This is a genomic window from Cytophagaceae bacterium, assembly GCA_016722655.1.
Taxonomy (GTDB): domain Bacteria; phylum Bacteroidota; class Bacteroidia; order Cytophagales; family Spirosomataceae; genus Leadbetterella.
Genome location: JADKIR010000004.1, coordinates 3,359,079 through 3,373,176, shown reverse-complemented (window position 1 = coordinate 3,373,176; position 14,098 = coordinate 3,359,079). Strand labels below are relative to the sequence as shown.

9 protein-coding genes are annotated in these 14,098 nt (G+C 39.5%); 5 read left to right on the top strand and 4 right to left on the bottom strand.

Translation table 11 applies throughout. The features are described 5' to 3' along the window. Window positions 1–307 precede the first annotated feature (307 nt). Genes IPP61_15270 through IPP61_15250 form a run of 5 tightly spaced genes read left to right on the top strand, consistent with a single transcriptional unit; the run spans window position 308 to window position 5,408 of the window. On the top strand, window positions 308–1,540 hold the full coding sequence (locus IPP61_15270; GenBank protein MBL0326520.1) for an HD domain-containing protein: 1,233 nt from the start codon (window positions 308–310) through the stop codon (window positions 1,538–1,540). A gap of 36 nt (window positions 1,541–1,576) precedes the next feature. After that, the gene (gene lpxD, locus IPP61_15265) at window positions 1,577–2,578 is read left to right on the top strand and encodes a UDP-3-O-(3-hydroxymyristoyl)glucosamine N-acyltransferase (protein ID MBL0326519.1); all 1,002 of its coding nucleotides are present in this window, start codon (window positions 1,577–1,579) and stop codon (window positions 2,576–2,578) included. Window positions 2,579–2,590: 12 nt separating this feature from the next. Beyond that, window positions 2,591–3,982: a bifunctional UDP-3-O-[3-hydroxymyristoyl] N-acetylglucosamine deacetylase/3-hydroxyacyl-ACP dehydratase gene (locus IPP61_15260; GenBank protein ID MBL0326518.1), complete on the top strand. Its 1,392-nt coding sequence runs from the start codon at window positions 2,591–2,593 to the stop codon at window positions 3,980–3,982. 12 nt (window positions 3,983–3,994) lie between these two features. Then, entirely contained in the window at window positions 3,995–4,786 is a 792-nt protein-coding gene (gene lpxA, locus IPP61_15255) for an acyl-ACP--UDP-N-acetylglucosamine O-acyltransferase (GenBank protein MBL0326517.1), read from the top strand. 4 nt (window positions 4,787–4,790) lie between these two features. After that, on the top strand, window positions 4,791–5,408 hold the full coding sequence (locus IPP61_15250) for an ATP-binding cassette domain-containing protein (protein ID MBL0326516.1): 618 nt from the start codon (window positions 4,791–4,793) through the stop codon (window positions 5,406–5,408). Between the two features lie 139 nt (window positions 5,409–5,547). Here the strand turns inward: IPP61_15250 and IPP61_15245 are convergent, their stop codons facing one another. The 4 genes from IPP61_15245 to cysD all read right to left on the bottom strand — a co-directional run bounded on the left by IPP61_15245 (window position 5,548) and on the right by cysD (window position 14,080). Further along, window positions 5,548–7,062, bottom strand: coding sequence for a glutamate synthase subunit beta (locus IPP61_15245; GenBank protein ID MBL0326515.1), 1,515 nt, complete (start codon window positions 7,060–7,062; stop codon window positions 5,548–5,550). 34 nt (window positions 7,063–7,096) lie between these two features. Next, entirely contained in the window at window positions 7,097–11,647 is a 4,551-nt protein-coding gene (gene gltB, locus IPP61_15240; protein ID MBL0326514.1) for a glutamate synthase large subunit, read from the bottom strand. Between the two features lie 276 nt (window positions 11,648–11,923). Further along, entirely contained in the window at window positions 11,924–13,174 is a 1,251-nt protein-coding gene (locus IPP61_15235) for a GTP-binding protein (protein ID MBL0326513.1), read from the bottom strand. 3 nt (window positions 13,175–13,177) lie between these two features. After that, the gene (cysD, locus tag IPP61_15230; GenBank protein MBL0326512.1) at window positions 13,178–14,080 is read right to left on the bottom strand and encodes a sulfate adenylyltransferase subunit CysD; all 903 of its coding nucleotides are present in this window, start codon (window positions 14,078–14,080) and stop codon (window positions 13,178–13,180) included. Window positions 14,081–14,098 lie beyond the last annotated feature (18 nt).

Genomic DNA, 14,098 nt, shown 5'->3' with positions numbered 1-14,098 from the left:
TTTACCTTAATGCCCTTAATTTCTTCATGGTAAAAATTGTCCAATTATTTCCTAAACATTAAGGTAAATTAAGAAATGAAGGAAATTAAGCAAGAAAGCCATCCACCAATTCCAAAAACCAATTAGCACATTAGCACATTATTAATTAGCACATTAACCTACCCCTCTTTCCAACTTTCCAACTTACCAACTTACCAACTAAAACCCAAATACCTCTAACACCTCCACTGCAAATTAAAATACCGATTATCTACCAGAATGCTAATAATTACAGCATAAACCCTAATTTTGCACAAAAATCATTGAATTGACCAACAAACGTAAAATATTCAACGATCCGGTATATGGCTTCATAACCATTCCTTCGGACTTTATATTTGAAGTCATTGAGCATCCTTATTTCCAGCGGCTACGCAGAATAAAACAACTGGGTATGTCAGAACTGGTATATCCCGGTGCTTTTCATACTCGCTTTAGCCATGCATTAGGAGCCATGCACCTCATGACCGAAGCTCTGGCAACACTTCAATCCAAAGGACACCAGATATCCGAAATTGAAATCGAAGCAGCTCAGTTGGCTATTTTACTACATGATATTGGCCATGGGCCTTTCTCGCATGTCCTGGAATATACATTGCTTGATAACGTAAACCATGAACTCATTTCTGAGATCATCATGAAAGAGCTCAATCAGGTTTTTGAAGGAAAACTTAGTCTGGCAATCGAGATTTTCAACAATCAATACCACCGTCCATTTTTCCACCAGTTGGTATCCAGTCAGCTCGATATGGATCGCATGGATTACCTTAACCGCGACAGTTTTTATACGGGTGTAGTTGAAGGCAAAGTGGGTGCAGAGAGAATTATCAAAATGTTAAATATCGTTGACAATGAGCTGGTGGTGGAGGAGAAAGGCTTGTTGAGTGTTGAAAACTTTCTCGTAGCACGAAGACTCATGTACTGGCAGGTGTATTTGCACAAAACGGCCATTAGTGCCGAGACGATTCTGATCAAGTTATTTGAAAGAATCAAAGAACTTAACGGTAAAGGCGAAACCGTAAACCTCCCCTATCCGATTTCGGTTTTTATGCTTGAAAATGTAAATAAAGAGAAATTTTTAGGTGAAGAAAAATATCTTCAAACATTTCTTAAGCTCGACGATTATGATATTTGGGGACTGATTAAGCAATTACAAAATCACCCTGACATACTTCTCTCTTACCTTTCTACTTGTTTGACCGACCGAAACCTTTTTAAAATCAAGATGGATATCGACCTGGATACACAAGCATTGCGTATAGAAAAAACCATGGAATTGCTGGAAAGAAAAATCAACCCGCAGTTTCTGAAATATTTGGTGGTGGAAGGCAGTATTAGTAACAGCGGTTATATAGCTAAAGAGTCGAATATAAAGATTTTAATGAAAAATGGTATTATACTCGACATATCAGAGGCTTCTGACCTACCGACCATCAAGGCAATGAGCAATATTGTCAAAAAAAATTATATATGTTATGCCAATGATGTATATTTACGGTGATTTTAGTAGCCGTTTACACCATCTCAAATAGGGTTAATGAAGTTTTCTTTAAAGCAAATAGCACACCTCGTCGGAGGAGATTTAAGGGGTGATGGCGAAATACTCGTACATGACTTTGCAAAAATCGAAGAAGGGAAACCTGGATGTATTTCTTTTTTGGGAAATCCCAAGTATGAAAATTATATCTATTCCACCTCCTCAAGTGCAGTCATCGTTTCCAAAAATTTTGAACCACGCAAAGAAATTACCACCAATCTTATTGCGGTAGAAGATCCCTATCTGGCCATTGGTAATCTGATGTCGGAATATCAGAAACTTACAAAAAATCAAAAGATGGGTCGTGAAGAGTTTTCAGTTGTAAAAGAATCAGCAAAAGTGGCGGAGAGTGCATACATTGGTTCGTTTGCATATATTTCTGAAGGAGTAGTAATCAAAGAAAACGCTCAAATCTTCCCTCATGTATTCTTAGGAAAAAATGTAAAAATCGGAAAAAACACTATTATTTATTCCGGTGCAAAAATATACGACGGTATAGAAATCGGTGAACATTGTGTGATACATGCAGGTGCTGTAATAGGCTCTGATGGATTTGGTTTCGCTCCCGATGCCAACGGTGTTTATCAGGACATCCCACAGTTAGGCAAGGTGATTATCGGAAACCATGTGAGCATTGGGGCCAACACTACAATTGACAGGGCTACCATGGGTGCAACCTTGATTGGAAACGGTGTAAAACTCGACAATTTGGTACAAATCGGGCATAATGTGGAGATAGGCGACAATACCGTCATAGCTTCCCAATCAGGAGTAGCGGGCTCTACTAAAATCGGAAAATCTTGTCTGATAGCAGGCCAGGTGGGTTTGGTGGGTCACATAAGCATCGCCGACGGCACCAAAATAGGAGCACAATCGGGTGTGAGCAAAAGTATCACCACACCGGGCCAATCCTTCTCCGGTCGCCCTCTTTTACCTATTAATGAATATCTTAAACAACAGGTTACATTAAAAAAGATATTTGAAAATATAAATAAAAAATAAACCTTTTTGATAATGAATTTAAAACAGCATACCATTTCTGAAAATGTTTCGGTTTACGGAAAAGGATTGCATACCGGTGAGCTAGTTTCAATAACTCTCAAACCGGCTTCTAATAATCATGGAATTATATTTCAGAGAATAGACCTTGAAAACAAACCTTTGGTTCCGGCATTGGTTGACAATGTGGTAGATACCAGCCGCAGCACAGTAATCGAAAAAGACGGAGGTCGTATAGGCACTATTGAACACCTGATGGCTGCTCTGGCAGGCTTGCAGGTTGATAATATATTAGTAGAAATTGACGGTCCTGAGGTACCCATCCTCGATGGTAGTGCAATTCCTTTTATAGAATTGATTGAAAAAGCGGGAATACAGGAACAAAATGCTTTGCGTAATTATTACGATGTACCCGAGGCGGTTCACTATAGGAATGTAGAAAAAAACATCGAACTGGCTGCTTTGCCATTGGATGATTACCGCCTGACAGTAATGGTCGATTTCAACTCGCACATATTACACCCGCAACATGCTCAGCTTCATGAAATATCCCTTTTTAAAGAGCATATTGCCCCTTGTCGCACTTTTGTATTTGTACACGAAATAGAAAATCTGGCAAAACTTGGCCTCATTAAAGGGGGTGACCTTAGCAATGCGGTAGTAATTTCTGAAACTGATATTACACAAAAACAAATATCAGATCTGGAGACACTTTTAGATAAAAAAATTGAAAGTGATGGAAAAGCCGGTATTATGAATGATGAGAAACTCAAGTTTCATAATGAGCCCGCCAGACACAAACTATTGGATTTGATGGGCGATCTTGCCCTAATAGGCCGCCCTTTAAAAGCTCATATCCTTGCCGCAAGACCAGGACATGCCTCTAATGTAGAGCTGGCAAAACTGATCAAAAAACAAATAGATCAAAAATCTACAGCCGCTCCTTACTTTGATGCCAACGCCGAGCCGGTTTTTACCGTAATAGATATAGCAAAGCTTTTGCCACATCGTTATCCATTTCAATTGGTTGACAAAATCATGTCATTGGACGGAACAACGGTGATTGGAATTAAAAACATTACTATGAATGAGCCACAGTTTACGGGTCATTTCCCTGATAATCCGGTAATGCCTGGGGTTTTGCAGGTAGAGGCCATAGCTCAGACAGGTGGTGTATTGGTTTTAACATCAACCGGTGAGCCCGAAAAATACTGGCCTTATCTGGTTGGAATAGAAAGTTGCAGGTTTTTTAAAAATGTTTTGCCGGGAGATTCGTTAGTAATAAGATGTACCCTATCGGCACCCATTAGAATGGGCGTAGCCAAAATGCATGGAGAAGCCTGGGTCGGCAAAAATTTAGTTTGCTCTGTCGATATGACAGCCCGATTGGTAAAGAAATCCAATTAAAAGAATAATTATATGACACAGCCCTTGGCTTATGTGCACCCCGGTGCAAAGATTGCTCAAAATGTTGTTATTGAGCCTTTTACTACCATACAAAATGATGTTGAAATAGGTGAAGGTACCTGGATTGGTCCCAACGTTACTATTTTTGAAGGAGCAAGAATTGGAAAAAATTGTAAGATTTTTCCAGGAGCGGTAATCTCGGCCATTCCTCAGGATTTAAAATTCAAAGGTGAATATACCACCGCTGAAATAGGGGACAATACGGTTATAAGAGAGTGTGTAACTATCAATAGGGGTACATCAGACCGCAACAAAACCCTTGTGGGCAATAATTGTCTTTTGATGGCTTATGTTCATGTTGCCCACGACTGTTTTTTGGGTGACAATGTGATACTTTCCAATGGCGTGCAATTGGCCGGACATATTACATTGGGTGACTTTGTAATCATTGGTGGAACCAGTGCGGTACATCAGTTTGTCAATATCGGGGCACATTCAATGATTGCCGGAGGTTCCCTTGTTAGAAAAGACGTGCCTCCATTTGTAAAAGCTGCCCGCGAGCCATTGTCTTATTCAGGGGTAAACTCTATTGGATTGAGAAGAAGGAATTTTACCAGTGAAAAGATTGAGGAGATTCAGGAAATATATCGCATAATATATCTTTCAGGATTAAATAATTCCGCGGCAATCGATAAAATTGAATTAGAATTGGCTGCCACTGCAGAAAGAGACGAAATCATTAATTTTGTAAGAAACTCCGAGAGAGGGATTATCAGAAGTGGTGGTAACAAAAACGTCGAATAATTTGCTGACAATTGAGGCAGAAAATATTGGCAAAAAGTATAAAAATGAATGGATATTCAGGAAATTAAATTTTGAATTCTCTGAAAATCAAGCCATTGCTATCACCGGACCAAATGGATCAGGAAAATCCACTCTGATGCAGGCACTGGCCGGAATGATTCCCGTTAATGAGGGAAAAGTTGCTTATTCTACTACCGGAAATAATATTCATGAAGAGGAATTTCATAAGCATTTATCATTTTCCGCCCCTTATCTTGAACTGATAGAGGAATTTACCTTACAGGAAGCGGTTATTTTTCATAAAAAGTTTAAAGAATTTAAAGATGGAATATCTGCCGGTGATTTTTTGAAACAAATTGAGCTTGAAAAACACCGAAATAAGCAGATAAAGTTTTTCTCCTCAGGCATGCGTCAGCGTCTCAAACTTGGTTTGGTATTTTACAGTACTTCTGAAGTCTTGTTTTTTGATGAGCCCACCTCCAACCTCGACGAAAAAGGTTTCAATTGGTATAAATCTGAAATTGAAAAGGTTTTGGGACAAAGATTAATCCTCGTTTCATCTAACGAACCCAAAGAATATGAATTTTGCAAAAAGCATCTTGATATTTTGAATTTTAAATAGTTGGTTTTGTTAATAGTTAACTATTTGATTTAAGTTTCTACCAGGTTTTTTCCAGAAAAATTAAAACCAATTCATTTAAAAAAAATACCACGAATAAATCAATATTCGTGGCATCAAATAAATTCTATTATTATTATCTTTATAAACCTACATATTCTGCCGAAATCATTGAAACAGCTTTAGCTTCAAGCAAAGAACTTCCCATCAAATATTCGTCAATGGCTCTGGCTGCTTCACGACCTTCGGATATAGCCCAAACTACCAAAGACTGTCCTCTACGCATATCCCCCGCAGCAAAAACCTTTTCAACCGAAGTTTTATACTTAACGGCATCAACGTTTCCTCTGGCATCCAGTTTTACTCCCAGACCTTCCAATAAGCCCTTCGGCTGAGGATAAAGAAATCCTGCCGCAATTAGGGCTAACTCACAAGGATATACTTTCTCTGTTCCGGCTTTTTCCTTCATAACCATTCTGCCATTCTCATTTGCCCACTCAATTTCAACCAGTTTAATAGCCTTCAGGTTTCCATTTTCGTCGCCAATAAACTCTTTGGTATTGATACTCCATGCTCTTTCGCATCCTTCTTCATGCGAAGTCGAGGTTCTGAGCATCATAGGCCATTGCGGCCATGGAGTGCTTTCGTCTCTAGTTTTTGGAGGCATAGGCATAATCTCAATCTGATTGATGGTAGCCGCACCCTGACGGTTGGAAGTTCCAACACAATCAGATCCGGTATCACCTCCACCAATCACAAATACATTTTTACCTGTGGCCGATAACTCGCCATTGGCATATTTTTCGCCACGATGGTCTTTGGTATTATCCACAGACTTACCATGTTCCTGAGCCACTCTTTTATTTTGTTGACTCAAAAATTCCATAGCAGGATAAATTCCTTTTAGCTCCCGACCTGAGATTTCAATATCCCGGGGCACTGTAGATCCTCCTGATAATAAAACAGCATCAAAGTCGGCCAGTAGTTTATCTGATTTGTAATCTATACCAACATTAACACCAGTTTTAAAAGTAATTCCTTCAGCCATCATTACTTCTAAACGGCGGTCAATGATTGATTTATCGAGTTTAAAATCCGGAATTCCATATCTTACCAACCCACCTATCTGATCGGCTCTTTCAAAAACTGTGACATTGTGCCCTGCTTTGCTAAGCTGACTTGCCGCGGCCAAACCTGCTGGACCTGAACCCACTACCGCTACTTGCTTGCCACTGCGTTTTTTAGGAGTATTGGGTACTACCCAACCATTTTCAAATGCTTTTTCGATAATCGATTTCTCAATATATTCAATGGCAACCGGCGACTTATTTATCCCAAGTACACAGGCCGACTCACAAGGAGCAGGACAGATGCGGCCGGTGAATTCTGGGAAATTATTGGTTGAGCTTAGCAAAGTGTAAGCATACTGCCAGTTTTGATCATAAACCGCATCGTTAAATTCCGGAATAATATTTCCCAAAGGACAACCGCTGTGGCAAAACGGTATTCCGCAATCCATACATCTGGCGGCTTGTTCTTTGGTTTGAGATTCTGAATATTGAACCTCTACCTCTTTGTAATCTTTTTTTCTTTCGGCGATATCTCTTTTCTGAGAAGCCTTTCTTTCAAATTCTAAAAAACCGGTTGGTTTTCCCATTTTATATAAACTTTACTATCTGAAATTCAATTAATTAAGCTGCGATACTTTCTGATTCTTTTTTCATCAAAATCTTCTTGTAATCTCTTGGGAATACTTTCACAAATTTTGCTTTTTCTGTTTCCCAGTTATCCAAAATGGCTTTGGCAACGTCACTACCTGTAGTTTCAAAATGTTTGGAAATCATGTTTTTAAGCAATAATTCGTCACTTGGAAGCAATTCATCCAAATCAACCATTTCCTTATTACATTTTGCATCAAAGTCTGATTTTTCGTCATATATAAACGCCAGACCACCACTCATACCGGCTGCGAAATTTCTTCCCACTTCACCGAGTATTATTACTACACCGCCTGTCATATACTCGCATCCGTGGTCACCAACCCCTTCAACCACAACTTTGGCACCTGAATTTCTTACACAGAAACGCTCACCGGCCATCCCTCTGATATAGGCTTCACCTGAAGTCGCTCCGTAAAACGATACATTTCCTACTGCCATATTTTTTGAAGGCTCAAAAGTGGCACTTCTATCGGGATAAACCACCAATTCTGCCCCACAAAGACCTTTTCCAAAATAATCATTGGCATCACCTTCCAACTCAAATTTCAAGCCTTTAGTTGAAAATGCTCCGAAAGATTGTCCGGCTGTACCACGGTATTTGTAGTGAATGGTATCTTGAGGAAGGCCGTCACCTTTGTATTTTTTTGAAACCTCATTGGAAAGCATCGCTCCAATAGTGCGGTTCAGGTTGTTAACGGTATATTCTGCAGTTACTTTTTCACCAGATTCCAACGCTTTTTTAGCATCACTAATCATCTGCCAATCCAAAACACCTACTATCCCATGATCCTGCTCTTCTTTTTTGTAAAGAGCTACCGAATCATCGGCTTCTTCTTTGTATAGTATTCTGGAAAGATCAAGGTTTTTAAGTTTCCAATGGTCAAGTTTAGCCCGTTTTTTCAATATTTGAGATTGACCAACCATTTCGTTGATTGTACGGAAACCTAATTCAGCCATGATTTCCCTTACTTCCATAGCCAAATAGGTAAACATATTGACAACATGCTCGGGTTTTCCACTAAACAAGGCCCTCAGGTCTTTGTTTTGTGTAGCAACTCCCACAGGACAAGTATTCAGGTGACATTTTCGCATCATGATACAACCCACAGTAACCAATGCTGCAGTAGCAACTCCAAACTCTTCAGCTCCCAAAAGTGCTGCAATTACAATATCACGTCCGGTTCTGATCTGACCATCAGCCTGAACAGTTATTCTTCCCCGCAATTTGTTTCTTACCAGAGTCTGGTGTGTTTCTGCCAATCCAAGCTCCCATGGAAGACCTGCGTGTCGAATTGAAGAAAGTGGTGAAGCACCTGTTCCACCATCATATCCGGCAATTAGTACCACATCGGCATGAGCTTTCGCAACACCGGAAGCAACTGTACCTACACCTGCCTCAGAAACTAGTTTTACCGAAATACGGGCGGCTCTGTTTGAATTTTTTAAGTCAAAAATCAACTGAGCCAAATCCTCTATAGAATAAATATCATGATGTGGCGGAGGAGATATCAAACCCACACCAGGAGTCGAATGCCTCACTTTTCCAATCCAATCATCTACTTTATGACCGGGAAGCTGACCGCCTTCACCAGGCTTGGCACCCTGAGCCATTTTGATTTGAAGCTCTTTGGCATTAGTCAAATAATAAGAAGTTACCCCAAAACGGCCTGAAGCTACCTGTTTGATATTTGAGCTAAGGATATCTCCATTTTCATTGGGTTGATATCTGATTTCGTCTTCACCGCCCTCTCCACTATTTGACCTGCCTCCGATTCGATTCATTGCGATAGCCAAGGTGGTGTGTGCTTCCCAGGAAATAGAACCAAAAGACATGGCCCCTGTTGCAAATCGGGTAAGGATGCTTTCGATAGATTCGACTTCATCAATCGAAATTGATTTATTGGTGTTTTTGAAATCCAGTAAACCTCTCAAAGTCATTGCTTGTTCGGTCTGGTCATTCATCAGGCGAGAGTATTTTTTGAATATCTCATACCCTTTTGCAGGATCCTTCTCCCCGATTCTGGTTGACTGCTGAAGCAAATGAATGGTGTCTGGATTAAACAAGTGTTTTTCACCTCTTTGTTTCCATTGGTACACCCCACCCACTTCCAGTTTTCTTACGCTTGAAACTGCTACTTTCGGATAAGCAATTGCATGTCTGATTAAACATTCTTTTGCGATATCGGCCAAAGAAAGACCTTCTATTCTTGAGATTGTACCTGTAAAATATCGATCAACTACGGATTTATTCAGACCTATACATTCAAAAATCTGTGCTCCGCGGTAAGACTGAAGCGTTGATATTCCCATTTTTGAGAAAATCTTAAGCAACTCTTTATCTACTGCCTTGGCGTAATTTTTATACAATTGTTCATCTGTAAATTCTCCATCAATCAAGCCTTTCCTGTTCATATCGGAGATTGATTCGAGAGCGATATAAGGACAAATACCAGACGCACCATAACCTATCAGGGTTGCAAAATGGTGAGTTTCCCAAATATCACCTGCCTCAACCAAAATACCCACTTTACCTCTAAGTCCTTGTCTGATAAGGTAATGATGAATAGCAGCTGTGGCCAATAATGTCGGAATTGGAGCGTGGTCAGAATCAATCGAACGATCGGAAAGAATCAATATCTCGAAACCATCATTGATGGCATCTTCGGCGTAACGGCAAATCCGTTCCAAAGCAAATTCAAGAGATTTGCCAGGATCTTTAGATTCTACATTGAAATATGTATTGATGGTTTTTGCCTGAAAACCTTCATAATCCACAAAGCGAAGTTTGTCAAATTCTTTAATGGTCAAAACAGGATGCTCCAATTGTACCTGACGGCAATGCTTAGGAGATTCGGTAAGTATATTATCGGCAGCACCCACAAACGAAATCAATGACATAATAGCCCGCTCACGAATAGAATCTATAGGTGGGTTGGTTACCTGAGCAAAAAGTTGCTTAAAATAATAGGAAAGGTGCTGACTTTGATTTGACAAAACGGCTAATGGTGAGTCAATGCCCATAGAACCAATCACTTCGGTGCCTGAAGTGGCCATTGGAGCCAAAATAGTCCTCAAATCCTCAGAAGTATATCCACTGGTTTGCTGGCGTCTTAAAAGCGATTTCTCATCATAATTGGTATATGGTCTGATGGATTCGGGCAACACTGAAATCCTGATCTTATGTTCATCGAGCCATTCCTGATAGGGTTGTCTGGAACAAATATCGGCTTTCAGTTCTTCATCAGGAATGATGCGGCCTTGCTCCATATCTACCACAAACATTTTGCCGGGCTGTAAGCGACCTTTTGAAATCACTTTTGACTGATCTACATCCAAAACTCCAGCCTCAGAAGCCATGATAACGGTATCATCGTCAAGTACCCAATACCTTGAAGGACGCAATCCGTTTCTGTCAAGGGTTGCTCCTACTATATTTCCATCTGTAAATGAAATTGAAGCCGGGCCATCCCATGGCTCCATGATACTCGAATGATACTCATAGAAGGCTTTTCTAACAGGATCCATCTGCTCGTTGCCATCCCAGGCTTCGGGAATCAGCATCATCATTACATGGGGAAGGGAACGACCTGAAAGATATAATAATTCAATCGCGTTGTCAAGGTGGGCTGAATCAGAATTGCTTTTATCACAAATCGGCAATATCATCTTCATTTCTTTTTCGGTGAAAAACTCCGAATAGAATGTCGTCTCAGCGGCTCTGATCCAGTTTACGTTTCCTTTTACCGTATTTATCTCACCATTATGTGCTATATATCTGAAAGGTTGAGCGAGTTTCCATGAAGGGAAAGTATTGGTAGAAAATCTGGAATGTACTATCGCAAAAGCAGAAACTACGTTTTCGTTGGTCAAATCAGGAAAGTAATACTTGAGCTGATTGGTTGTAAGCTGACCTTTGTATGAAACTGTTTTGGAAGACAAAGAAGAAAAATAGAAATGCTCCATCGCTCCTTCGACCGATTCTTTGATAATTTTGGTAGCAAATTGTCTTAAAACATACAATCTTCTCTCAAAAGACATGCTATCCTGTAAAGCATCTGTTTTTTGAACAAAAACCTGCTCTACCCAAGGTTCAACTGAGCCAGAATCATGACCAAGCGTATCATTTTGTGTTGGAACTTTTCTGTAACCCAAAAGCTTAAACCCAAGACTATTTATTTTCCTGTTCAAAATCTCTTTACATTCTTCCCGGGCAGTTGCGTTATTTGGGAAGAATACCATTCCCAGACCGTAACTTCCAAGTTCAGGCAAATCGATACCCAGATTAAGACATTCTTCAAATAAAAACTCATGAGGAATTTGCAACAAAATACCTGCTCCATCACCAGAGTTAGGGTCACAACCACAGGCACCCCGGTGATCCATTCTTTCAAGCATATGAATGGCATCTTCCACGATTTGATGCGATTTTCTACCTTTCAGGTGAGCCCTGAAACCTATTCCACAGGCATCGTGTTCAAATTCCGGTGAGTAAAGACCTTGATTTTGATAGTTATCAGTCATTTTTTAAAAATAGAATTGTTTATTGTACTCTTATATTTTAATAAAACCAATAAAATTTTACTAAAATAAAAGTTATAAAAATGCAAAAATTATAGTATTTTATAAAAGCTGCAATGCAATTTAATAATAATTTAAAAGGTAAAAAGTAGTATTTGCCAAATTTTATATATGTCAAAAAAACTTGTGATTAAAATAATAGAATCTATAAGAATTATACAATTTAGGCAAAAAAAAAGGTGACGATAGCCACCTTAAATTTACAAAAAAATTATCATCTTACAGCAAGAAACCTACTCCCACAGTATTATTGCTGAATTCATCAATTAAGATAAAGGCTCCGTTGGCAGGATTTGATTCAAATTTATCGGCAAAAATGGGTCCTGACAAACGGAAAGTAACTACCCCTATCTGATTTAGCTTTAATTCTTCTGCATTCTTTATTTCTTCAAAATTTGATATCTCCAGACTTGAATTGATCTCTGAAACTTTGGTTTTAACCCGATTAATACTGTGCTGCAGCAAATACGAGCTTCCTTCTTTCATAGGTTTGGTATCCATCCAACATACCTGAGCCGTGATTTGCTTACTAAATTCGGGTTGCTCACCTACTTTTACAAGCATGTTTCCTCTGCTGATATCAATGTCATCGGCCAAAGTAATCACGACAGATTCTGTTTGGGCGGCAGAATCCAATTCTGTTTCAAATTTTAATATTTTTTCAACTTTACTGATTTGATTACCCGGCAATGCTGTGACCAAATCACCCTTTGAAATACTTCCGGAGGATATTTTTCCGGCATAACCTCTGAAATCATGAAACTCATCAGATTTAGGTCGAACCACATGCTGGATCGGGAATCTGAAAGGCAGGTTTTCCTGCTCCGGGTTAAGTGGAGGGATACCTTCCAGTAATTGTAATAAAGATTCACCCTGGTACCAAGGCATTTTTTCTGACACATTCACGATGTTTTCCCCATACAAAGAGGATAAGGGAATAAATGAAATGTTCTGGTTTGGCTTTCTGGCCTGAGTGGCAGCTTCATTAAAATCACTTTTGATTTTTTCAAAAACAGCCTGATCATAATTTACCAGGTCCATTTTATTAACGGCCACTATTACATTCTTGATTTCCAGTAAAGAGGAAATATAAAAATGCCTGCGGGTCTGCTCCCCTACTCCATTTCTGGCATCAATCAATATTATGGAAACCGAAGCGTTGGATGCACCTGTCACCATATTTCGGGTATATTCAAAATGACCCGGAGTATCGGCTATTATGTATTTTCTGTTTGGGGTATTAAAATAAATGTGTGCCACATCTATAGTTATACCCTGTTCTCTTTCTGCTATCAAACCATCCGTCAATAAAGACAAATCCACAAAATCAAGGCCTTTTCTCTGGCTGGCTGCCTTAAGGGCTTCGATTTTATCTTTGGTGATTGACTGCGTTTCGAAAAGAAGCCTTCCTATCAATGTGCTTTTGCCATCATCAACAGAGCCGGCAGTTGCTATTCTTAATATATCCATTTTTTAAAAATATCCTTGTTGTTTACGTTTTTCCATGGCGGCTTCTGAGCGTTTATCATCGATTCTTGCTCCTCTTTCCGAGATTTCCGCCTCCAATATTTCTTCAATTATCGTATCAATAGTATCTGCTTCCGATGAAACAGCAGCTGTACAAGTCATGTCTCCTACAGTACGGAAACGCACGACAGTTTCGTATGGAATCTCATCTTCTGTTTTATTGATAAATTCTGAATCAGACCAAATCATGCCATCTCGATCAAAAACCATCCTTTTATGAGCATAATAAATGGAAGGAATAGCCACGTTTTCATCTTTTATATAATTCCAGACATCCAGCTCCGTCCAGTTTGAAATCGGAAAAACCCTCACGTTTTCTCCAATGTCAATTTTACCATTGAGCATATCAAACAATTCAGGTCTTTGTTTTTTTGCATCCCACTCTCCAAAATCATTCCTTACTGAGAAAATCCGTTCTTTGGCTCTGGCTTTCTCTTCATCTCTGCGGGCTCCACCGATACAGGCATCAAACTTAAATTCTTCGATGGCATCCAGCAACGTAACCGTTTGAAGGGCATTTCTGCTGGCATATTTTCCGGTTTCTTCTTTTACCCTACCTGCTTTTATGCTTTCTTCAACGGTTCTAACAATTAACTCTACACCCAATTCAGCCACCAATTGGTCTCTGAATTCTATGGTTTCGGGGAAATTGTGACCGGTATCGACATGCAGCAATGGAAAAGGGATTTTTCCGGGATAAAACGCCTTTTGGGCTAATCTGACTAAAGTTATCGAATCTTTTCCGCCGGAAAACAATAAAACGGGTTTTTCAAATTGGGCTACTACTTCCCTGATGATGTATATCGCCTCGTCTTCCAGTGCTCTCGGGAAATGTTTATTTATGTCCATTTACAAATACTAAATTAT

Coding starts and splice junctions, on each gene's coding strand:
- lpxD (MBL0326519.1), top strand. CDS start 1,577: ATGAAGTTTTCTTTAAAGCAAATAGCACACCTCGTCGGAGGAGATTTA.
- IPP61_15235 (MBL0326513.1), bottom strand. CDS start 13,174: ATGGATATATTAAGAATAGCAACTGCCGGCTCTGTTGATGATGGCAAA.
- IPP61_15245 (MBL0326515.1), bottom strand. CDS start 7,062: ATGGGAAAACCAACCGGTTTTTTAGAATTTGAAAGAAAGGCTTCTCAG.
- lpxA (MBL0326517.1), top strand. CDS start 3,995: ATGACACAGCCCTTGGCTTATGTGCACCCCGGTGCAAAGATTGCTCAA.
- IPP61_15260 (MBL0326518.1), top strand. CDS start 2,591: ATGAATTTAAAACAGCATACCATTTCTGAAAATGTTTCGGTTTACGGA.
- cysD (MBL0326512.1), bottom strand. CDS start 14,080: ATGGACATAAATAAACATTTCCCGAGAGCACTGGAAGACGAGGCGATA.
- gltB (MBL0326514.1), bottom strand. CDS start 11,647: ATGACTGATAACTATCAAAATCAAGGTCTTTACTCACCGGAATTTGAA.